At 70.8% G+C, this 21,377-nt stretch carries 16 protein-coding genes; 9 read left to right on the top strand and 7 right to left on the bottom strand.

The genetic code is table 11. The annotated features are described in order from the left end of the window. Positions 1-245 precede the first annotated feature (245 nt). A complete protein-coding gene (locus ACZ7OY_RS22795) occupies positions 246-1,301 on the top strand; it encodes an LLM class F420-dependent oxidoreductase (protein WP_384734576.1) in 1,056 nt (351 codons plus the stop codon). A gap of 275 nt (positions 1,302-1,576) precedes the next feature. Next, positions 1,577-2,353, top strand: coding sequence for a ferritin-like domain-containing protein (locus ACZ7OY_RS22790; protein ID WP_471913027.1), 777 nt, complete (start codon positions 1,577-1,579; stop codon positions 2,351-2,353). On the opposite strand, the gene corA is transcribed toward ACZ7OY_RS22790, so the two are convergent. Next, entirely contained in the window at positions 2,331-3,326 is a 996-nt protein-coding gene (gene corA, locus ACZ7OY_RS22785; protein ID WP_471913139.1) for a magnesium/cobalt transporter CorA, read from the bottom strand. The two genes, ACZ7OY_RS22790 and corA, sit on opposite strands and share 23 nt — an antisense overlap. Before the next feature lie 62 nt (positions 3,327-3,388). Between corA and ACZ7OY_RS22780 the strand changes: the two genes are divergently transcribed. The 4 genes from ACZ7OY_RS22780 to mshC all read left to right on the top strand — a co-directional run bounded on the left by ACZ7OY_RS22780 (position 3,389) and on the right by mshC (position 6,981). Further along, positions 3,389-4,075, top strand: a complete 687-nt coding sequence (locus tag ACZ7OY_RS22780; RefSeq protein WP_385534276.1) for a histidine phosphatase family protein — start codon at positions 3,389-3,391, stop codon at positions 4,073-4,075. A gap of 87 nt (positions 4,076-4,162) precedes the next feature. Then, complete coding sequence (locus ACZ7OY_RS22775) at positions 4,163-4,753, top strand: DUF3090 domain-containing protein (protein ID WP_351618333.1); 591 nt, start codon at positions 4,163-4,165, stop codon at positions 4,751-4,753. Continuing rightward, complete coding sequence (locus tag ACZ7OY_RS22770) at positions 4,717-5,547, top strand: SCO1664 family protein (RefSeq protein WP_471913026.1); 831 nt, start codon at positions 4,717-4,719, stop codon at positions 5,545-5,547. The genes ACZ7OY_RS22775 and ACZ7OY_RS22770 overlap by 37 nt, the downstream gene beginning before the upstream one ends. A gap of 204 nt (positions 5,548-5,751) precedes the next feature. After that, positions 5,752-6,981 (top strand): cysteine--1-D-myo-inosityl 2-amino-2-deoxy-alpha-D-glucopyranoside ligase, encoded by a 1,230-nt coding sequence (gene mshC, locus ACZ7OY_RS22765; RefSeq protein ID WP_471913025.1) that lies wholly within the window; start codon positions 5,752-5,754, stop codon positions 6,979-6,981. Between the two features lie 101 nt (positions 6,982-7,082). Here mshC and ACZ7OY_RS22760 read toward each other — a convergent pair whose 3' ends face one another. The 6 genes from ACZ7OY_RS22760 to ACZ7OY_RS22735 form a co-directional block, all read right to left on the bottom strand. After that, on the bottom strand, positions 7,083-8,087 hold the full coding sequence (locus tag ACZ7OY_RS22760; protein ID WP_471913024.1) for a PAC2 family protein: 1,005 nt from the start codon (positions 8,085-8,087) through the stop codon (positions 7,083-7,085). Between the two features lie 175 nt (positions 8,088-8,262). Further along, positions 8,263-8,934 (bottom strand): FadR/GntR family transcriptional regulator, encoded by a 672-nt coding sequence (locus tag ACZ7OY_RS22755; protein WP_471913023.1) that lies wholly within the window; start codon positions 8,932-8,934, stop codon positions 8,263-8,265. Positions 8,935-9,182: 248 nt separating this feature from the next. Then, positions 9,183-10,799, bottom strand: coding sequence for a glycerol-3-phosphate dehydrogenase/oxidase (locus tag ACZ7OY_RS22750; protein WP_471913022.1), 1,617 nt, complete (start codon positions 10,797-10,799; stop codon positions 9,183-9,185). A 9-nt stretch (positions 10,800-10,808) separates the two neighbouring features. Beyond that, positions 10,809-12,347: a glycerol kinase GlpK gene (gene glpK, locus ACZ7OY_RS22745; protein ID WP_471913021.1), complete on the bottom strand. Its 1,539-nt coding sequence runs from the start codon at positions 12,345-12,347 to the stop codon at positions 10,809-10,811. Positions 12,348-12,472: 125 nt separating this feature from the next. Further along, the gene (locus tag ACZ7OY_RS22740) at positions 12,473-13,267 is read right to left on the bottom strand and encodes an MIP/aquaporin family protein (RefSeq protein WP_471913020.1); all 795 of its coding nucleotides are present in this window, start codon (positions 13,265-13,267) and stop codon (positions 12,473-12,475) included. Between the two features lie 455 nt (positions 13,268-13,722). Then, complete coding sequence (locus ACZ7OY_RS22735; protein WP_471913019.1) at positions 13,723-14,487, bottom strand: IclR family transcriptional regulator; 765 nt, start codon at positions 14,485-14,487, stop codon at positions 13,723-13,725. A 295-nt stretch (positions 14,488-14,782) separates the two neighbouring features. Here ACZ7OY_RS22735 and metH point away from each other — a divergent pair, with 295 nt between their 5' ends. The 3 genes from metH (at position 14,783) to ACZ7OY_RS22720 (ending at position 21,199) form a co-directional block, all read left to right on the top strand. After that, on the top strand, positions 14,783-18,298 hold the full coding sequence (gene metH, locus ACZ7OY_RS22730; protein ID WP_471913018.1) for a methionine synthase: 3,516 nt from the start codon (positions 14,783-14,785) through the stop codon (positions 18,296-18,298). A 167-nt stretch (positions 18,299-18,465) separates the two neighbouring features. Beyond that, a complete protein-coding gene (locus tag ACZ7OY_RS22725; RefSeq protein WP_471913017.1) occupies positions 18,466-19,167 on the top strand; it encodes an HAD family hydrolase in 702 nt (233 codons plus the stop codon). A 430-nt stretch (positions 19,168-19,597) separates the two neighbouring features. Further along, the gene (locus ACZ7OY_RS22720) at positions 19,598-21,199 is read left to right on the top strand and encodes an ABC transporter substrate-binding protein (protein WP_471913016.1); all 1,602 of its coding nucleotides are present in this window, start codon (positions 19,598-19,600) and stop codon (positions 21,197-21,199) included. Positions 21,200-21,377: the final 178 nt, after the last annotated feature.

Raw genomic sequence — 21,377 nt, 5'->3', positions numbered from 1 at the left:
CCATCGATCCGGCCCGGGGGCCCGCACCGGTCCGCCCCACCGGCCCCGGCCCGCGCGCCCCGCGCCCGTCACCTCACATACCGCACCCGCCCCACCGGACCCCCGTCCCTCACACCACACCCGTCACACCGGACCCCGTCTCACGCGTCCCGCCCGCCACCCGGCCCCACCGGCCTGCCCCGTGAGCGGGCCCCGCGCTAAGGTCTCCGCACAAGGGACGTTACTGAGCGGTAAGGGGATCTGGCATGCAGCTCGGGATCAACCTCGGCTACTGGGGCGCCGGGATGGACGCGGACAATCTCGCCGTGGCGCAGGAGGCCGACCGGCTCGGCTATGCCGTGTGCTGGGCCGCCGAGGCCTACGGCTCCGACGCGGCCACCGTGCTCACCTGGGTCGCCGCCCAGACCGAGCGCATCGACGTGGGCTCGGCGATCTTCCAGATCCCGGCCCGCCAGCCCGCGATGACCGCGATGACCGCGGCGACGCTCGACTCGCTGTCGGGCGGGCGCTTCCGTCTCGGCCTCGGCGTGTCCGGCCCGCAGGTCTCCGAGGGCTGGTACGGCGTCAAGTTCGACAAGCCGCTGGCCCGCACCCGTGAGTACGTCGAGATCGTGCGCAAGGCGATGACCCGGGAGCGACTGTCGTACGAGGGCGAGCACTGGACGCTGCCGCTGCCCGGCGGTCCGGGCAAGCCCATCAAGCTGACCGTGCACCCGCAGCGCGAGCACATCCCGCTGTACATCGCGGCCATCGGGCCGAAGAACCTCGAACAGACCGGTGAGATCGCGGACGGCGCCCTGCTGATCTTCCCCTCGGCGGACCACCTCGAGGACACCGCGATCACGTACCTGCGCGCAGGGCGTGAGAAGGCCGGCAAGACCCTCGACGGGTTCGACGTCTGCCCGACCCTCCCGCTGGCCGTCGGCGACGACAAGGACGTGGAGCGGCTCGCCGACACCTTCCGCCCCTACACCGCCCTGTACGTCGGCGGCATGGGCAGCCGGAAGCAGAACTTCTACAACCAGCTCGCCCAGCGCATGGGATACGAGCAGGCCGCCGCCGAGATCCAGGACAAGTACCTGTCCGGCGACAAGCAGGGCGCCGCCGCAGCCGTACCGCACGACCTGATCGACCGGACCACGCTGCTCGGCTCGGTGGAGCGGATCGCGGACCGGATGAAGGCCTACGCGGCGGCCGGCGTCACGACCCTGACCCTCGCCCCGGCCGGCTTCACCCTCGACGAGCGGCTGGCCTCGCTGCGGGCCGGCACCGAGGCCATGGAGCGCGCCGGGCTCGCCTGAGGGATGCCGGCGCCCTGTGCGGGCGCCGGAGGTTTCCACGGCCGTGGTGGGGGCTCGGGGGTCTTCCCCGCCACGGCCGTCACAGGGAACAACGCCCCGGCCGCCCCCGCGGTTACGCCTTTGCGGTGACCCGCCGTGGTCCTTCTTTCGGCCGAGTCCGCCGACACAGCTGTTGCGCTCCCTCACGCACCGCATTTGACTCGTTCTCTGCGGAATTCTGCGGAATCTGGCTGAATTCTTCGGGATTGTGCGAGTTGGGCAGAGAGGTGCGCACCATGCTGTCGGCCAAGAGTCTGTTCCAGGAGATCCTCGACGACGACGAGTCCTTCCGGCTCTTCTGCTCCATCGCCGCCGGCGGCGAGGCCCAGGGCGGCTGGGAGAACGCACGGATCGCCGCACTCGTCCCGGAGAGCGAACGGCACATGGCCCCCAAGATCACCCGCCATGGCGCCGACGAGGACAAACACGGGCGGATCTTCAACGCCCTGATCCACAGACGGGGCCTCGAACCCGTCCCCGTACCGCCCGACACCGACTACACCATGCTCCTGGAGCGGCGCGGCATCGGCCTCGCCCACGACCGGCTCCGCGGCGAAGAGCCCCTGACCGTGGGCGACATCGTCGTCTACCTCGCCCACAGCCGGGTCACCGAGCAGCGCGCGTCCGAACAGATGGAACTGCTGCTCCGATACTTCGCCGACCACCCCGACATCGGCCACGCGGTGAAGATGATCTCCAACGACGAGAACAACCACCTCGCCTACTGCCACGAGGAACTGCTGCGGTACGCCCGCGCCGGCCACGGCCCCGCCATCCAGCGCACCCTGCGCGACTGCGCGCTCGCCGAGATCCGCGTCTACCGCGACGTCAGCCTCGCCGTCATGACCCACATGGGACGCATCCTGCGCTGGCCGGCCGCCAAGTCGGCGGCGCTGGCCGCCGGCATCCACACCGTCTACGCCTGGGAACGCTTCGCCGGCTGGCGGCGGATGGTCTCCCTGGAGACGCCCCTGCGGCGCGACGCCCTCGCTACAGCCAGCCCCGCCGCTTGAACGTCCGGTACAGCAGCACCTCCAGAACGGCCATCGCCCCGATCACCACCGGATACGACCACAGCCAGTGCAGCTCCGGCATGTGGTCGAAGTTCATCCCGTAGATCCCCGCGATCATGGTCGGCACCGCCGCCATGGCGGCCCACGCGGAGATCTTGCGCATGTCGTCGTTCTGCCGCACGCCCGTCTGCGCCAGATGCGCCGACAGCACGTCCGAGACCAGCCGGTCCAGACCCTCCACCGACTCGTTGACCCGCATCAGGTGATCGTTGACGTCACGGAAGAAGGGCCGCGACCCCTCGTGCACGAACGGCACCGACGCGCCGGACGACCCGGTGCCCGAGAGCCGGGCCAGCGGTGTCGCCAGCGGCCCGGTCGCCCGCCGGAACTTCAGGATCTGCCGCTTGAAGGTGTAGATGCGCGACGCGGTGTGCCGCGAACCGCCCCCGCCGGGCGAGAACACCTCCGCCTCCAGCTCCTCCAGGTCCGTCTGGAGTTCGGCCGCCACCTCCAGATAGTGGTCGACGGTCGCGTCCGAGATCGCGTACAGCACGGCCGTGGGGCCCTTGCGCAGCAGCTCCGGCTCCTGCTCCAGCCGGTGCCGCACCCCCGTCAGGGACGCGCCCTCGCCGTGCCGCACGGTCACCACGAAGGCGTCCCCGAGGAAGACCATGACCTCGTCGCTGGAGACGGCATCGCTCTGCGGCTCGTACACGACCGGCTTCAGCACCAGGAACAGCGAGTCGTCGTACACCTCCAGCTTGGGCCGCTGGTGGGCCTTCAGGGCGTCCTCGACCGCCAGCGGGTGCAGCCCGAACTCCCGGGTGACCAGCGCGAACTCCTCCTCGGACGGCCGGTGCAGACCGATCCAGACGAATCCGCCCGCGGCACGCGCCGCGCCCAGGGCGTCGGACAGGTCCGCGGGACGCTCGATCCGGTGCCCGCCACGGTAGACGGCACAGTCCACGATCACGGTGCGCATTCTCCTCTCCGTCGGCCCTCGGCCCACCCTCCGGTGCGCCTACGCTGGTCCGCATGCCCACGCTGATCCTCGTCCGGCACGGACGTTCCACCGCCAACACCGAGGGCCTGCTCGCCGGCTGGACGCCCGGCGTCGCCCTCGACGAGCGCGGCGCCGCGCAGGCCGCCGCACTGCCGAAGCGGCTCGCCGGCATCCCGGTCTCCGAGGTCGTCACCAGCCCGTTGCAGCGCTGCCAGGAGACCCTGCGGCCGTTGCTCGACGCCCGTCCGGAGCTGACCGCGCACACCGACGAGCGGATCGGGGAGTGCCACTACGGCGACTGGTCCGGGCGCAAACTCGCCGAGCTGAAGGACGAACCCCTGATGGAGGTCGTCCAGAACCACCCGTCCGCCGCCGTCTTCCCCGGCGGCGAGTCCATGCGCGCCATGCAGACCCGGGCCGCCGAGGCGGTACGCGAGTGGAACGCGCGCGTGGAGCGCGACCACGGCGCCCGTGCCGTGTACCTCATGTGCTCGCACGGCGACATCATCAAGTCGCTCGTGGCGGACGCACTCGGACTTCATCTCGACCTGTTCCAGAGGATCTCCGTAGAACCCTGTTCCCTCACCGTGATCCGCTACACCAGACTGCGGCCCTTCCTCGTACGCCTCGGGGACACCGGCGACCTCGCCTCCCTCGTACCGCACGAGGAACCGGCCGAGGGCGAAGCCCCGGTCGGCGGCGGCGCGGGCGCACCGTGATCGTCGGCCGCAGTAGGGTGAAGCGGTTCACGCAGTCACGTTCGCGTACGGACGTTCACGCACTCACGAATCCAATGGAGACAGGACGTGTCCCGTCAGGTGTACCTGTATGACCCGCCGGAGCGCTTCGTGGCCGGCACGGTCGGTCTGCCCGGGCGCCGTACGTTCTTCCTCCAGGCCACCGCCGGATCCCGGGTGACCAGCGTGGCCCTGGAGAAGACCCAGGTCGCGGCACTCGCGGAGCGCATGGACGAACTGCTCGACGAGGTCGTACGCCGTAGCGGCGGCAGCGCTGCCGTGCCCGCCATGGCGCCCACCGAGATCTCCGACACCGCCCCCCTCGACACCCCGGTCGAGGAGGAGTTCCGGGTCGGCACCATGGCGCTGGCCTGGGACGGCGAGGAACAGCGCATGATCGTCGAGGCGCAGGCCCTGGTGGAACTCGACGCCGAGTCCGACGAGGACCTCGCCGAGGCCGAGGAGCGGCTCCTGCAGGACGAGGAGAACGGGCCCCCGATGCTGCGGGTCCGGCTGACCGGCGCCCAGGCGCGGGCCTTCGCCAAACGCGCCCTCGACGTCGTCAACGCCGGCCGGCCCCCCTGCCCGCTGTGCAGCCTGCCGCTCGACCCGGAAGGACACGTATGTCCGCGCCAGAACGGATACCGCCGCGGGGCGTGAGGACCGAGGTGACGCCCGCCGAGCTGCTCGCGCGCGGCGAGCTGACCGTGCGCGGACGCATCCGCGACGCGTCCAACGCGGCGCTGTACTGCACGGTGACGTACGACGGCCGGGAAGCGGCCTGTGTCTACAAGCCCGTCGCCGGGGAGCGGCCCCTGTGGGACTTCCCCGACGGCACGCTCGCCGAGCGCGAGGTGGCGGCCTACGAGGTCTCCGAGGCCACCGGCTGGGGCCTCGTGCCGCCCACCGTGCTGCGGGACGGGCCGTACGGCGAGGGGATGTGCCAGCTGTGGATCGAGGCGCTCCCGGACGCGGAACTGCTCGCCCTGGTGGACGACGAGGAGCCCGCCCCCGGCTGGAAGGCGATCGGCTTCGCCGAGGTCGGTGAGGGCAGGACCGCCCTGCTGGTGCACGCCGACGACGAACGCCTGCGCCGCCTCGCCGTCCTGGACGCGGTCATCAACAACGCGGACCGCAAGGGCGGCCATCTGCTGCCCACGGCGGACGAGCGCCTCTACGGCATCGACCACGGGGTCACCTTCAACGTCGAGAACAAGCTGCGCACGCTGCTGTGGGGCTGGGCGGGGGAACCGCTGACCGAGGAGGCCGTGGCGGCGCTCAAGGGGCTCAGAGGAGCCCTGGAGCCGGACGGCGCGCTCGCGGTCCGGCTCGCCGGGCTGCTCACCGCCGCCGAGGTCGACGCCACCCGGGCGCGGGTCGACGCGCTGCTGGTGTCCGGGACCCATCCGGAGCCGAGCGGCGAGTGGCCGGCGATTCCCTGGCCACCGGTCTGACCCCGGCCCAGGTCTGACCCCGGCCCCCTTCCCGGGCCGCTCCGACCCGTACCGCCCGGGCCGCCGGTACGGGCGGCCCGGATGTGTGCTCGGCCACAGGCGCGCGCTCAAGCACACCGGGCCGTGGGCGCGCAAGAAGGCCTTCCCGGCCATCCGGCCCGCTCCGGTTCGTATGCGCAACTTCCGTCCGGTTAGTCTCATGACATGCATGCCTGGCCCGCTTCCGAGGTCCCCGCCCTGCCTGGTCAGGGCCGCGACCTGAGGATCCACGACTCCGCGACCGGCGGCTTGGTCACCCTCGCCCCCGGTCCCGTCGCCCGTATCTACGTCTGCGGCATCACGCCCTACGACGCCACCCACATGGGTCACGCGGCGACCTACAACGCGTTCGACCTGGTGCAGCGCGTGTGGCTCGACACCAAGCGGCAGGTTCACTACGTCCAGAACGTCACCGACGTCGACGATCCGCTGCTGGAGCGCGCGCAGCGGGACGGCGTCGACTGGGTCGCCCTCGCCGAACAGGAGACGGCCCTCTTCCGCGAGGACATGACCGCGCTGCGGATGCTCCCGCCGCAGCACTACATAGGCGCCGTCGAGGCGATACCCGGCATCGTGCCGCTCGTCGAGCGGCTGCGCGACCAGGGCGCCGCCTACGAGCTCGAGGGCGACGTCTACTTCTCCGTCGAGTCCGACCCCGACTTCGGCAAGGTCTCCCACCTCGACGCCGCCGCCATGCGGCTGCTGTCCGCCGAACGCGGCGGCGACCCCGACCGGTCCGGCAAGAAGAACCCGCTCGACCCCATGCTGTGGATGGCCGCCCGTGACGGCGAGCCCAGCTGGGACGGCGGTTCGCTGGGACGCGGACGGCCCGGCTGGCACATCGAGTGCGTCGCCATCGCCCTCGACCACCTCGGCATGGGCTTCGACGTCCAGGGCGGCGGCTCCGACCTGGTCTTCCCGCACCACGAGATGGGCGCCTCGCACGCCCAGGTGCTGACCGGCGAGTTCCCCATGGCCAAGGCGTACGTCCACGCCGGCATGGTCGCCCTGGACGGCGAGAAGATGTCCAAGTCACGGGGCAACCTCGTCTTCGTCTCGCGTCTGCGGCGCGACGGCGTCGACCCGGCCGCCATCCGCCTCGCCCTCCTCGCCCACCACTACCGTCGCGACTGGGAGTGGACCGACGAGGTGCTGCCGGCCGCCGAGGCACGGCTCGAGCGCTGGCGCGCGGCCGTGTCCCGTCCCGACGGACCGTCCGCGGACGCCCTCGTCGAGGAGATCCGCGAGGCCCTCGCGAACGACCTCGACGCCCCGGCCGCGCTGCTGGCCGTGGACCGCTGGGCCGCCGCGCAGCAGGAACAGGGCGGTACGGACATCAGCGCCCCCGGCCTGGTGTCCCGGGCCGTCGACGCGCTGCTGGGCGTCGCCCTCTAGCGGTCGCCGACGTACGACAGGGGCGCTTCCTCCTCGCGGAGGAAGCGCCCCTGATCACGTACGCGGTCAGGCCCGGACCGCAGACCGCCGCACGAGCGCGGTCAGTCCTCCGACGAATCCTCGTCGTCCGCGCTCGGCTTCGGAGGCTTCGGCGGCCGGGTCCGCTCACTGGGGCTGTCGCGCCGGTACGAACCCGGCGACGACGGCCCGTCGCCGCCCTCCGTGGCGTGCCCCCCGGGCGCTCCGGGTGCCCCGGGCGGTCCGCCGCCGTCCCGCCGCCGCAGATACCGCTCGAACTCGCGGGCGATCGCCTCGCCGGACGCCTCCGGCAGCTCCGCGGTGTCCCGGGCCTCCTCCAGCGTCTGCACGTACTCGGCGACCTCGCTGTCCTCGGCGGCCAGCTGGTCCACCCCCACCTGCCAGGCGCGCGCGTCCTCGGGCAGTTCGCCCAGTGGGATGCGCACGTCGATGAGGTCCTCCAGCCGGTTGAGGAGAGCCATCGTGGCCTTCGGGTTGGGCGGCTGCGACACATAGTGCGGAACGGCGGCCCACAGCGACACCGCCGGCACGCCCGCGTGCGTGCACGCCTCCTGGAGGACGCCGACGATGCCCGTCGGGCCCTCGTACTTGGTCTCCTCCAGATCCATGCGCTGCGCCAGGTCCGGGTCGGACGTGGTGCCGCTGATCGGGACCGGACGGGTGTGCGGGGTGTCGCCGAGCAGCGCGCCCAGGATCACCACCAGCTCCACGCCCAGCTCGTGCGCGAAGCCGAGCAGCTCGTTGCAGAACGAGCGCCAGCGCATGGACGGTTCGATGCCGCGGACCAGCACCAGGTCGCGCGGCTTGTCGCCGCCGACCCGGACCACCGACAGCCGCGTCGTCGGCCAAGTGATCTTGCGCACGCCGGCATCCATCCACACCGTGGGCCGGTTCACCTGGAAGTCGTAGTAGTCCTCGGCGTCGAGCGCCGCGAACACCTCGCCCTTCCACTCCCTCTCCAGATGCGCGACCGCGGTGGAAGCGGCGTCGCCGGCATCGTTCCAGCCCTCGAACGCGGCCACCATGACCGGGTCGATCAGCTCGGGAACCCCCTCGAGCTCGATCACCCAGCGCCTCCTTCCGACGTGCCCTCGCGTACGTCCCAACCTTACGGCGTGCGGCGGGGGCGCCCGCAGCCCCCTTGCACGGGGGAGTGAACGGATCACTGCCCCGATCACCACCCCCGAACACCCTCGACAGGCGTCGTCCGCCCGCGCTCCACCCCTTGGATCCACAGGAGATTCACAGCGTGTTGCGCAGCCACTGCTCCACACTCGCGATGTGCACGGTCGCCCAGGAACGCGCGGCCTCCGCGTCCCGGTCGCGCAGCGCGGCCAGGATCGCCCGGTGCTCGTGCAGCGTGCGGGCGACCGCGTCCTGCTGGGTCAGCCCGCGCCAGATCCGGGCCCGGGTGGTGGGTCCTGACAGACCGTCGAGCAGCGAGCACAGCACCGAGTTGCCCGCGCCGCGCACGATGTCCCGGTGGAACTCCAGGTCGCAGGCGACGAGTTCCTCCACCGAGGGTGCCTCGCCCAGCGCGTCCAACCGGGCCGAGAGCACGTCCAGTTGCCGCTCGCTGATCCGCGGGGCCGCCATCGCGGTGGCGGCCGGCTCCAGGATGCGGCGCACGGAGAGGAACTCCAGCACCGTGTCGTCGCGGTGGAAGTCGACGACGAAACCCAGCGCCTCCAGCAGCAACTGCGGGTCCAGACTGGTCACATAGGTGCCGTCGCCCTGCCGTACGTCCAGGATCCGGATCAGCGACAGCGCGCGCACCGCCTCCCGCAGCGAGTTGCGCGACAGCCCCAGGCCGGCGGCCAGTTCGCTCTCCTTCGGCAGTCGGTCACCCGGGCGCAGCGCGCCGGAGACGATCATGTCCTTGATCTTCTCGATCGCCTCGTCGGTGACTGCCACGAAAGGGCCCCCTGTCGCTCGCGCATCCCAGACATCCGATGTCTCAGGGGCATTATGGAGGCCCGACCCGCCCGGCGCGGCCAAGTCGCCGATCACCGCCGCCCGTCGGGCCTGACCGGCGCCGGCCGGGCCCGACGGGCGGCCGGGGACGGCGAAAGGGGCGGCTCCGCTGATGCGGAGCCGCCCCTGACACGACGGCGGACGCAGACCCCGGCGCCGGTCCCGGTCAGGCAGGGCCGGCGAGGCGCCTACTCCGCGTCGAGCACGTCCTGGACCCGCGCCCGGACCTCGTCCGTGGCCAGACCCCGGATCGTGAGCGTCGTACGACGGCGCAGCACGTCGTCCGGAGTCTCGGCCCACTCGTGGTCCCGGGCGTAGACGACCTGAGCCCAGATCTCCGGCGCGTCCGGGTGCACACGCTCGCCCAGCCGCGGGTCCTCGTTCGCCAGCCGGGCGATGTCGAAGGCCAGCGAACCGTAGTGGGTGGCCAGGTGCCGGGCGGTGTCCGCCGCCATCCGCGGTCCCGGCGCCGGACGGTCGGTGAGCAGCCGGTGGGCGACCGCGCGCGGGTTGGCGACCCCCGGCAGCGGCAGCTTCTTCGGCAGCGAGGCGACCGGCTCGAAGTCGTCGCCGAGCGGGTGCCCCGGCAGTTCCTGGAGCTTGCGCATCACGGTGCGGCCGATGTGCCGGAAGGTGGTCCACTTGCCGCCCGCGACGGACAGCATGCCGCCCCGGCCCTCGGTCACCACCGTCTCGCGCTTGGCCTTGGCGGTGTCGCCGGGACCGCCCGGCAGCACCCGCAGACCGGCGAAGGCGTACGTGATCAGGTCACGGTCGAGCTGCTGGTCCCGGATCGAGAACGCCGCCTCGTCGAGGATCTGGGCCGTGTCCTTGTCGTTGACCGCGACGTCCGCCGGGTCGCCCTCGTACTCCTCGTCGGTCGTGCCCAGCAGCAGCATGTCCTCCCACGGCAGGGCGAACGTGATGCGGTACTTGTCGATGGGGGTCGCCAGCGCGGCCTTCCACGGCGCGGTCCGCTTCAGGACCAGATGCGCGCCCTTCGACAGGCGGATCGACGGCGCTGCATTCGGGTCCTCCATCCGCCGCAGGTGGTCCACCCACGGTCCGGTCGCGTTCAGTACCAGGCGGGCGTTCACCCCGAACTCCTCACCGGACAGACGGTCGCGCAGCTCGGCGCCCGTCACCCGGCCCCGGGTGAAACGCAGCCCGGTGACCTCGGCGTGGTTGAGGACGACGGCGCCCGACTCGACGGCCGCGCGGACCGTCATCAGCGCCATCCGGGAGTCGTTCATCTGGTCGTCGCCGTAGACGGCGACGGCCTTGAGATTGTCGGTGCGCAGCTCGGGCACGTCCTGCGCGGCCTTGGCCGGGCTGAGCAGGTGACCCACGCCGTCACCGAACGCGGAGAGTGCGGAGTAGGCGAAGACGCCCGCCCCGAGCTTCGCCGCGCCGTGCGGCCCGCCCTTGTACACGGGGAGGTAGAACGTGAGCGGGTTCGCCAGGTGGGGGGCCACCTGGCGGGAGACCGCACGGCGCTCGAAGTGGTTCTCCGCCACCAGCTTCACCGCGCCGGTCTGCAGGTAGCGCAGACCGCCGTGGAGCAGCTTGGAGGAGGCGGAGGAGGTGGCACCGGCGAAGTCGCCGGAGTCGACCAGAGCCACCCGCAGACCGGACTGCGCGGCGTGCCAGGCGGTGGAGATGCCCAGGATGCCGCCGCCGATCACGAGAAGGTCGTACGACGCCTTGGAAAGCTGCTCTCGGGTCTCGGCACGGCTCGGGTTCGAGCCGCCGGCCGGGCGCGTACCGAGGGCAGGCACGGACTGCAGGGTGGGCTGACTGGTCATCGGTGGTTCTTACTCCTCGTCCTCGAGCCAGCCCATGGTCCGCTCGACGGCCTTGAGCCAGCTCTTGTACTCACGGTCGCGGTGCTCCGCGTCCATGCGGGGGGTCCACTCGGCGGCCCGGCGCCAGTTGGCGCGCAGGTCGTCGGTGCTGTTCCAGAAGCCGACGGCGAGACCGGCGGCGTAGGCGGCGCCGAGGCAGGTCGTCTCGGCGACCATCGGACGCACCACGGGGGCGTCCAGGAAGTCCGAGAGGGTCTGCATCAGCAGGTTGTTGGAGGTCATGCCGCCGTCGACCTTGAGGGCCGTGAGCTCGACGCCGGAGTCCTTCGTCATGGCGTCGGTGATCTCACGGGTCTGCCAGGCCGTGGCCTCCAGGACGGCGCGCGCGAGGTGCGCCTTGGTGACGTACCGGGTCAGACCGGCGATCACACCGCGGGCGTCGGAGCGCCAGTACGGAGCGAACAGACCGGAGAAGGCCGGCACGAAGTAGGCGCCGCCGTTGTCCTCGACCGTGAGCGCGAGCGTCTCGATCTCGGCGGCGGTGGAGATCAGGCCCATCTGGTCGCGCATCCACTGCACCAGCGAACCGGTGACCGCGATCGAACCCTCCAGGGCGTACACCGGCTTCTGGTCGCCGATGCGGTAGCCGACCGTGGTCAGCAGGCCCGAGTAGGAGTTGATGATCTTCTCGCCGGTGTTCATCAGCATGAACGTGCCGGTGCCGTACGTGGACTTGGCCTCGCCCTCGGAGAAGCAGGTCTGGCCGAACAGGGCCGCCTGCTGGTCGCCGAGCGCCGAGGCGACCGGGATGCCGCCGAGCAGCTCGCCCAGCCTGCCGCCGGTGACCTCGCCGTAGACCTCGGCCGAGGAGCGGATCTCCGGCAGCATCGACAGCGGGACGCCGATGGACTCGGCGATCTTCGGGTCCCACTCCAGCGTGTGCAGGTTCATCAGCATGGTGCGGGAGGCGTTGGTGACGTCGGTGACGTGGTGGCCGCCGTCGACGCCGCCGGTCAGGTTCCAGATGACCCAGCTGTCCATGGTGCCGAAGAGGATGTCGCCCGCCTCGGCGCGCTCGCGCAGGCCCGAGACGTTGTCGAGCAGCCAGCGCGCCTTGGGACCGGCGAAGTACGACGCGAGCGGCAGGCCGGTCTCGCGGCGGAAGCGGTCCTGGCCGACGTTGCGGCCGAGCTCCTTGCAGAGCGCGTCGGTGCGGGTGTCCTGCCAGACGATGGCGTTGTGGACGGGCTCACCGGTGTTCTTGTCCCACAGCACGGTGGTCTCGCGCTGGTTGGTGATGCCGATGGCCTTGATGTCGTCGCGGGTGATGCCGGCCTTCGCGATGGCTCCGGCGACGACCTCCTCGACGTTGGTCCAGATCTCGGTGGCGTCGTGCTCCACCCAGCCCGGCTTGGGGAAGATCTGCTCGTGTTCCTTCTGGTCGACGGAGACGATCCGGCCGTCGCGGTCGAAGACGATGCAGCGGCTGGAGGTGGTGCCCTGGTCGATGGCGGCGATGAACGGGCCGGCGGTGTGCGCGTCGGTCACTGTCTGCTCCTGGGAGTTCCGTGGTTGGGGGCGGTACGTACGGCGCGTGCGGTGAGGTTCGGTGCTTCGGGTCCGGACGTGCGGTGCGTGCGGTGCACGGGGCGAGTTCCGGAGGACCGGCGTTCTCAGGCGAAGGCGACGTTGTATATGCCCGCGGCGATCGCACCGCCGATGAGCGGGCCGGCCACCGGTATCCAGGCGTAGCGCCAGTCGGAGCCGCCCTTGTTGGGCAGCGGCAGGAGCGCGTGCACGATGCGCGGACCGAGGTCACGGGCCGGGTTGATCGCGTAGCCGGTCGGGCCGCCGAGGGACAGACCGATCGAGACGACGACGAGGGCGGTGATCAGCGCGCCCAGCGTGCCGAGGCCGTTGCCCGCGTCGTTGAGGCCCTGGGTGAGGACGGCGAGGACGAGCACGACGGTGCCGATGATCTCCGTGGCCAGGTTCTGCCAGACCACGCGGATCTCGGGGCCGGTGGAGAAGACGCCCAGGACCGGGCCTGCGCCTCTCTCCCGGGCCTCGACCGACTTCACCTTGCCGGGCCGCCCGCCGAGGTCGCCGACGATCTCCTCGTCGGTCAGATGCGCCTGGAACTGGCCGTAGTAGGCGACCCAGACCAGCGTCGCGCCGATCATGGCGCCCAGGAGCTGGCCGCCCCAGTAGACCGGAACGTTGCTCCAGTCGCCGTCCTTGATCGCGAGTGCGAGCGTGACCGCCGGGTTGAGATGCGCGCCGGACAGCGGGGCCGAGGTGTAGACGGCCGTGAGTACGGCGAAGCCCCACCCGAAGGTGATGGCGAGCCAGCCGGCGTTGCGGGCCTTGGAGGCCTTCAGCGTGACGGCGGCACAGACGCCGCCGCCGAGCAGGATGAGTATGGCGGTACCGATGGTCTCGCCGATGAAGATGTCGGAGCTGGACACCCGCGACTCCTTTGTCCTTCGTCCAGGAAGCCGAATCCCGGGTCCCGCCGGGAGTTCGACGCCCTCGGGGGTGAGAGCGATGCCGGCCTTACGCGTTGCCACACCTTAGCGTGTATTGCCGTCAGGTGTTCGACAATGTCGACCGGTGGACGGGAGTCTTGCTCCGGCGTCAGGCATGCGTCAAGAGTTCTGTTGTCGAAAACGCGATCGTTGGTCGCGATCGTTATTCATGACCGGGAGATATCCGTGCGGCCGGGGCCGGGCGACGGCAGTGCGGCCATGACGTGCGCGCATCCAGGCTTTGTCCCACTTTGTACACCTCGGGGCATGGCAAGGACCGGAGCGCCACCGGGCGTTCCGGTCCATCGGTCCGAGGGTCTGAGAGCGGTGGGCGTGCGGGCGTGCGGGCCCGCGGAGTCGCGCGGGTCCGCGAGGTCGTGCGACCCCGCGCCGGCTCAGAAGCGGGCGGCGCCCAGGTCCCGCGACACCGCGCGGGCACAGTCGCGCACCGCCGCGATCAGCTCGGGACGCAGCTCCCCGTCCCGGCGCAGCCGTTCCACGGCCCCGGTGATGCCGACCGCGCCGACCGGCATCCGCCGCCGGTCGTGGATGGGCGCGGCGATCGACGCGACGCCCTCCCAGGTCTCCTCGACGTCGGCCGCGTACCCTCGCGCCCGCGTCACGTCGAGGACCTGCTCGAACTCCACCGACTCACACACGGTCCGCTCCGTGAACGGCTTGCGGTCGGCCTCCATGGCCTCGCTGTGCGCCACCGGGTCGTACGCCGACAGCACCTTGCCGAGCGCGGTGGAGTGCAGGGGCTGCATGGCCCCGATCTCCAGCACCTGCCGGCTGTCGTCCGGCCGGAAGACGTGATGCACGATCAGTACGCCCTGCTGGTGCAGGACCCCCAGATGAACGCTCTCCCCGCTGGAACGGGCCAGGTCGTCCGTCCACACCAGCGCCCGCGCCCGCAGTTCGTGCACGTCGAGATAGGTGGTGCCCAGCCGCAGCAGCTCGGCGCCCAGCTGATAGCGCCCGGAGGCCTCGTCCTGCTCCACGAAACCCTCCAGCTGGAGGGTGCGCAGAATGCCGTGCGCGGTGCCCTTGGCGAGGCCGAGCGCCGAGGCGATGTCCGACAGGCCGAGCCGCCGCTCGCCGCCCGCGAGCAGCCGCAGCATCGCGGCCGCCCGTTCGAGCGACTGGATGTTCCGTGACATCGCCGTCCTGCCTCCGTCCCCATGACCGACAATGCGCGGCCTTAAACTGCCAACGTTCGGCAATGCCGAACACTACCGGTCCAGGCGGACGTCCCGCCAATGGTCCGTCGGTACCTGTTGCGTCACGCGCCCCCCGGCCGTGGCCCGCACGCCATCCTCGTCCGCCTCGTGGACGCCCCGACCATAAGCCCCCGGTCCCGGATACCCTGACGGGGTGCGCCCGCCCAGGGACCCCACCCGGTACTCCCGGGGCGACGCAAAGCCGACAGCCGTCGCACCAAAAGGGAGCCCCTTCATGGCCTCTGTGCCGCCGACCCTTTCCGCCGACAGCCGGACCCGCGTGTCCGCGCTCCGCGAGGCCCTCGCCACCCGTGTGGTGGTCGCCGACGGAGCCATGGGCACCATGCTCCAGGCCCAGGAGCCCACACTCGAGGACTTCCAGAACCTCGAGGGCTGCAACGAGATCCTCAATGTGACCCGGCCCGACATCGTCCGTTCGGTCCATGAGGCCTACTTCTCCGTGGGCGTGGACTGCGTCGAGACGAACACGTTCGGCGCCAACCACTCCGCGCTCGGCGAGTACGACATCGCCGACCGCGTGTACGAGCTGTCCGAGGCGGGCGCCCGCGTCGCCCGCGACGTCGCGGACGACTTCACCGCCCGCGACGGCCGCCAGCGCTGGATCCTGGGTTCCATGGGCCCCGGCACCAAGCTGCCCACCCTGGGCCACGCCCCGTACACCACCCTGCGCGACGCCTACCAGCGCAACGCCGAAGGACTGGTCGCCGGCGGCGCCGACGCGCTGCTCGTCGAGACCACCCAGGACCTGCTCCAGACCAAGTCCGCGGTCCTCGGCTCCCGCCGGGCCCTCGACGCCCTCGGCCTCGACCTGCCGCTCATCGTCTCGGTGACCGTCGAGACCACCGGCACCATGCTCCTCGGCTCGGAGATCGGCGCCGCCCTCACCGCGCTGGAACCGCTCGGCATCGACATGATCGGCCTGAACTGCGCCACCGGCCCGGCCGAGATGAGCGAGCACCTGCGCTACCTCGCCCGCACCTCCCGCATCCCGCTGGCCTGCATGCCCAACGCGGGCCTGCCGGTCCTCGGCAAGAACGGCGCCCACTACCCGCTGAGCGCGCCCGAGCTCGCCGACGCCCAGGAGACCTTCGTACGCGAGTACGGCCTCTCGCTCGTCGGCGGCTGCTGCGGCACCACCCCCGAGCACCTGCGCCAGGTCGTCGAGCGCGTCCGCAGCCTCACCCCGACCGCCCGCGACCCGCGCCCCGAGCCGGGCGCCGCCTCCCTCTACCAGACCGTCCCCTTCCGCCAGGACACCTCCTACCTGGCGATCGGCGAGCGGACGAACGCCAACGGGTCGAAGAAGTTCCGCGAGGCGATGCTGGACGGCCGCTGGGACGACTGTGTCGAGATGGCCCGCGACCAGATCCGCGAGGGCGCGCACATGCTCGACCTGTGCGTGGACTACGTGGGCCGTGACGGCGTCGCCGACATGGAGGAGCTGGCCGGCCGCTTCGCCACCGCCTCCACCCTGCCGATCGTCCTGGACTCCACCGAGGTCGAGGTCCTCCGGGCCGGTCTGGAGAAGCTCGGCGGCCGCGCGGTGATCAACTCCGTGAACTACGAGGACGGCGACGGCCCCGAGTCCCGGTTCGCGAAGGTCACCAAGCTCGCCCAGGAGCACGGCGCGGCGCTGATCGCGCTGACCATCGACGAGGAGGGCCAGGCCCGCACCCCCGAGAAGAAGGTCGAGATCGCCGAGCGGCTGATCGAGGACCTCACCGGGAACTGGGGCATCCACGAGTCGGACATCCTGATCGACACGCTGACCTTCACGATCTGCACGGGTCAGGAGGAGTCCCGGGGCGACGGCATCGCCACCATCGAGGCCATCCGCGAGCTCAAGCGCCGCCACCCGGACGTACAGACCACGCTGGGCCTGTCGAACATCTCCTTCGGCCTCAACCCGGCCGCCCGCATCCTGCTCAACTCGGTCTTCCTCGACGAATGCGTCAAGGCGGGACTGGACTCGGCGATCGTGCACGCCTCGAAGATCCTGCCGATCGCCCGCTTCGACGACGAGCAGGTGCAGACCGCCCTCGACCTCATCCACGACCGGCGCCGCGAGGGCTACGACCCGCTCCAGAAGCTCATGCAGCTCTTCGAGGGCGCCACGGCGAAGTCGCTCAAGGCGGGCCGGGCGGAGGAGCTGGCGGCCCTGCCGCTGGAGGAGCGGCTCAAGCGGCGGATCATCGACGGCGAGCGCAACGGCCTGGAGGCCGACCTGGACCTCGCGCTCGCGGAGCGCCCCGCCCTCGACATCGTCAACGAGACCCTGCTGGACGGCATGAAGGTCGTCGGCGAGCTGTTCGGCTCGGGCCAGATGCAGCTGCCGTTCGTGCTCCAGTCCGCCGAGGTGATGAAGGCCGCCGTCGCCTACCTCGAACCGCACATGGAGAAGTCGGACACCGAGGGCAAGGGCACGATCGTGCTGGCCACCGTGCGCGGCGACGTCCACGACATCGGCAAGAACCTCGTCGACATCATCCTGTCGAACAACGGCTACAACGTCGTCAACCTCGGCATCAAGCAGCCCGTCTCGGCGATCCTGGAGGCCGCCGAGGAGCACCGGGCCGACGTCATCGGCATGTCGGGCCTGCTGGTGAAGTCCACCGTGATCATGAAGGAGAACCTGGAGGAGCTCAACCAGCGCGGCCTGGCCGCGGACTTCCCGGTCATCCTCGGCGGCGCCGCACTGACCCGCGCCTACGTCGAGCAGGACCTGCACGAGATCTACGAGGGCGAGGTCCGCTACGCCCGCGACGCCTTCGAGGGCCTGCGCCTGATGGACGCCCTCGTCGGCGTCAAGCGCGGCGTGCCCGGCGCGAAGCTGCCCGAGCTCAAGCAGCGCCGGGTCAGGGCGACGGCCGCGGTCCAGGTCGACGAGCGCCCCGAGGAGGGGCACGTGCGCTCCGACGTGGCCACCGACAACCCGATCCCCACCCCGCCGTTCTGGGGCACCCGCGTCATCAAGGGCATCCAGCTCAAGGAGTACGCGAGCTGGCTCGACGAGGGCGCCCTGTTCAAGGGCCAGTGGGGCCTGAAGCAGGCCCGCACCGGTGACGGCCCGACCTACGAGGAACTCGTCGAGACCGAGGGACGGCCGCGGCTGCGCGGACTGCTGGACCGGCTCCAGACCGACAACCTGCTGGAAGCCGCCGTGGTCTACGGCTACTTCCCCTGCGTCTCCAAGGACGACGACCTGATCCTGCTGGACGAGCAGGGCAACGAACGCACCCGCTTCACCTTCCCCCGCCAGCGCCGGGGCCGCCGACTCTGCCTGGCGGACTACTTCCGCCCGGAGGAGTCGGGGCAGACCGACGTCGTCGGACTCCAGGTCGTCACCGTCGGCTCCCGGATCGGCGAGGAGACGGCCAAGCTGTTCGAGGCGGACTCCTACCGCGACTACCTCGAACTGCACGGCCTGTCCGTGCAGCTGGCCGAGGCCCTCGCCGAGTACTGGCACGCCCGCGTCCGCTCCGAACTGGGCTTCGCAGGAGAGGACCCGACGCAGATCGAGGACATGTTCGCCCTGAAGTACCGGGGCGCCCGCTTCTCGCTCGGCTACGGCGCCTGCCCCGACCTGGAGGACCGCGCCAAGATCGCCGACCTCCTCCAGCCGGATCGGATCGGCGTCCACCTCTCGGAGGAGTTCCAGCTCCACCCCGAGCAGTCCACCGACGCCATCGTCATCCACCACCCCGAGGCGACGTACTTCAACGCCCGGTGACACCGCCCCCCGACCAGCTCCGAAACCCGGAGCCGCAGACCCCCGACGCGCCCGGCGGTGAACACCGCGACGCACATTGATCGGACAAGTCGTACACTGGTCGGTCCACTCCAGGCCGGTTCCCCGTGAGGGAACCGGCCTGGTCGTCCCTTCAAGGAGGTACGTGGATGACCAGTACGGTCCCCGCACTCGGAACCCGAACAGCCGAAGGCTCAGCCCTCCAGGCGGTGCTCCTGGACATGGACGGCACCCTGGTCGACACCGAGGGCTTCTGGTGGGACGTCGAGGTCGAGGTCTTCGCCGGCCTCGGTCACACCCTCGACGACTCCTGGCGCCATGTCGTGGTGGGCGGCCCGATGACCCGCAGCGCGGGCTTCCTCATCGAGGCCACCGGCGCGGACATCGCCCTCGCCGAACTCACACTCCTGCTGAACACCGGGTTCGAGGCCCGGATCGCCCAGACCCTGCCGCTGATGCCGGGAGCCGCCCGGCTGCTGGCCGAACTGTCCGAGTACGAGATCCCCACCGCCCTGGTGTCCGCCTCGCACCGACGCATCATCGACCGCGTCCTGACCTCGCTCGGCCCCCAGCACTTCGCCCTGAGCGTCGCCGGCGACGAGGTGACCCGCACCAAGCCCCACCCCGACCCCTATCTCCTCGCCGCCGCCGGACTCGGCGTGGACCCCGCCCGCTGCGCGGTCGTCGAGGACACCGCGACCGGCGTCGCGGCGGCCGAGGCCGCGGGCTGCCATGTCGTGGCCGTGCCGTCGGTCGCCCCCATCGCCCCCGCCGCCCGCCGCACCGTGGTGGGCTCGCTCGAAGAAGTGGACCTGGCCTTTCTGCGCGGCCTGGTGACACACACGGTCTGAACCGTCACCCGTCGCGCCGGCCCCGCCGCCGGACCCGGAACCCGGACGCACACGCCTCCAGAGCGTCCCGGGAAACCGGCGCCCGGCCAGGCGCGCATCCCTACCCGCCCCTGAACAGTCGACCATGTGACATTCGCCACCCCGAATGGGGTCGACAGGTAGGGCGGCGTGTGCAGACCGCCCCGCTTTCCCGGGCGCCGAAGTGCCTTTGTGTCCCGATTGATGGAACCGTGCACTAATCCTTCCACTGTCGGGTTTTCGGTGTGTCCACGCCCGGTTTCACTCCGTGATGGATCCCGGCTCATCCAGCTGTGAACCGCCCCGCCGGTCCGGACTAATCTCATCGCGAAACATCGGCCTACCCCCGTGACCCGCCGCAACACCCCTGCATGCCGGGTGCACGGACTTGAACAGCTGGAGAAACCCGAGCATGAACCGCAAGACTTTGGTGCTGCCGGCCGTGATCGGTCTCATCGCGCCCGTGCTCGCCGCCTGCGGCGGGTCCGACAGCGGGAGCAGCGGCGGCGACGCCATCGTCGTCGGCACGACGGACAGTTTCACCGCGACGAAGGACGCGCCCGCGCCGCTCGACCCGGCCTACGCCTACGACGTCGGCACCTGGAACGTCCTGCGCCAGACCGTGCAGACGCTGATGGTCCAGCCGAAGGGTGAAGGCGCCCCGGTGCCCGAGGCCGCCGAGAGCTGCGGCTTCACCGACACCGGCAACGAGCGCTACGCCTGCAAGCTCCGCAGCGACCTGAAGTTCTCCAACGGCGACGCCGTGACCGCGGCCGATGTGAAGTACTCCATCGACCGTGCCCGCGCCATCAAGTCCGACTCGGGCGTCTTCGCGCTGCTGTCGACCATCGACACCGTCGAGACGCAGGGCGACGACGAGGTGATCTTCCACCTCAAGACCGCCGACGCGACCTTCCCGTTCAAGCTGTCCACCCCGGTCGCGGGCATCGTCAACCCCGACGACTACCAGAAGGACAAGCTGCGCGAGGGCTTCGAGGTGGACGGCTCCGGCCCCTACACCCTCAAGGCCGACGTCCAGGGCGACAAGATGGTCAAGGCCGTCTTCACCAAGAACCCCAACTACAAGGGTTCGCTCAAGGTGAACAACGACAAGGCCGAGATGGTCTCCTACGACGACTCCGACGCCCTCGGCGCCGCCCTCGACAGCGGCGACGTCGACCTCGTCTCCCGTGGTCTGACCCCGGCCCAGGTCAAGAAGTACATCAACGCCAGCGGCGACATCGACGTCGTGGAACTGCCCGGACTCGAGATCCGCTACCTCGGCTTCAACACCGACGCCACGGCGGTGAAGGACAAGGCCGTGCGCGCGGCGATGGCCCAGCTCATCAACCGCAGCGAGATCGTCTCCAAGGTCTACGGCTCCCAGGCCGAGTCGCTGTACTCGCTGGTCCCGGCCAGCGTGACCGGACACTCCAACTCGTTCTTCAACAAGTACGGCGACCCGAGCGTCGCCAAGGCCGCCTCCCTGCTGAGCAAGGCCGGCATCACCACCCCGGTGAGCCTGACCCTGAACTACACGACCGACCACTACGGCGCGGTCACCAAGCAGGAGTTCGAGGTCATACAGAAGCAGCTGAACAACAGCGGCCTGTTCAAGATCGACATCAAGGGCACCCCCTGGGAGTCCTACGTCCCGGCCGAGCGCAAGGGCAAGTACGACGTCTACGGCATGGGTTGGTTCCCCGACTTCCCCGACGCGGACAACTTCCTCGCGCCGTTCCTCGACAAGGACAACTTCCTCAAGTCGCCGTACTCCAACAGCGAGGTCATCAACGAGCTGATCCCGGAGTCCCGCCGCCAGGCCGACCGGCTCACCGCCGCCTCCAGCCTGACCGACATCCAGGACGTCGTGGCCCGGGACGTCCCGGTGCTGCCGCTCTGGCAGGGCAAGCAGTACGTCGTCGCCCGCGACGACGTCACGGGCACCGCGTACGCCCTGAACTCCTCCTCGACGCTCCAGCTGTGGGAGCTCGGCCGGGGCGCGAGCAGCTGACGCCCACTCCCGGGAACCCGAGGCCCTGACCGGCCTCGGGTGCAGGACGAGCGACGGCACGCCAGCAGCACGTGAACCCGCGCAACCTGTGGCCGGTCCTGCCCCTCGCGGCAGGACCGGCCACAGGCGTTCCGGCACCACCGGCCACAGGCCTTCCGGCGCCACCGGCCATAGGCGT

This window comes from Streptomyces sp. NPDC107559 (assembly GCF_055657365.1).
This window is presented reverse-complemented; position numbering and strand designations above follow the sequence as displayed.

Excerpts from the sequence above, each read along its gene's own strand:
- ACZ7OY_RS22780 (WP_385534276.1), top strand. The coding sequence starts at position 3,389 with ATGCCCACGCTGATCCTCGTCCGGCACGGACGTTCCACCGCCAACACC.
- ACZ7OY_RS22720 (WP_471913016.1), top strand. The coding sequence starts at position 19,598 with ATGAACCGCAAGACTTTGGTGCTGCCGGCCGTGATCGGTCTCATCGCG.
- ACZ7OY_RS22795 (WP_384734576.1), top strand. The coding sequence starts at position 246 with ATGCAGCTCGGGATCAACCTCGGCTACTGGGGCGCCGGGATGGACGCG.
- ACZ7OY_RS22770 (WP_471913026.1), top strand. The coding sequence starts at position 4,717 with ATGTCCGCGCCAGAACGGATACCGCCGCGGGGCGTGAGGACCGAGGTG.
- ACZ7OY_RS22790 (WP_471913027.1), top strand. The coding sequence starts at position 1,577 with ATGCTGTCGGCCAAGAGTCTGTTCCAGGAGATCCTCGACGACGACGAG.
- metH (WP_471913018.1), top strand. The coding sequence starts at position 14,783 with ATGGCCTCTGTGCCGCCGACCCTTTCCGCCGACAGCCGGACCCGCGTG.
- ACZ7OY_RS22750 (WP_471913022.1), bottom strand. The coding sequence starts at position 10,799 with ATGACCAGTCAGCCCACCCTGCAGTCCGTGCCTGCCCTCGGTACGCGC.
- mshC (WP_471913025.1), top strand. The coding sequence starts at position 5,752 with ATGCATGCCTGGCCCGCTTCCGAGGTCCCCGCCCTGCCTGGTCAGGGC.
- ACZ7OY_RS22735 (WP_471913019.1), bottom strand. The coding sequence starts at position 14,487 with ATGTCACGGAACATCCAGTCGCTCGAACGGGCGGCCGCGATGCTGCGG.
- ACZ7OY_RS22725 (WP_471913017.1), top strand. The coding sequence starts at position 18,466 with ATGACCAGTACGGTCCCCGCACTCGGAACCCGAACAGCCGAAGGCTCA.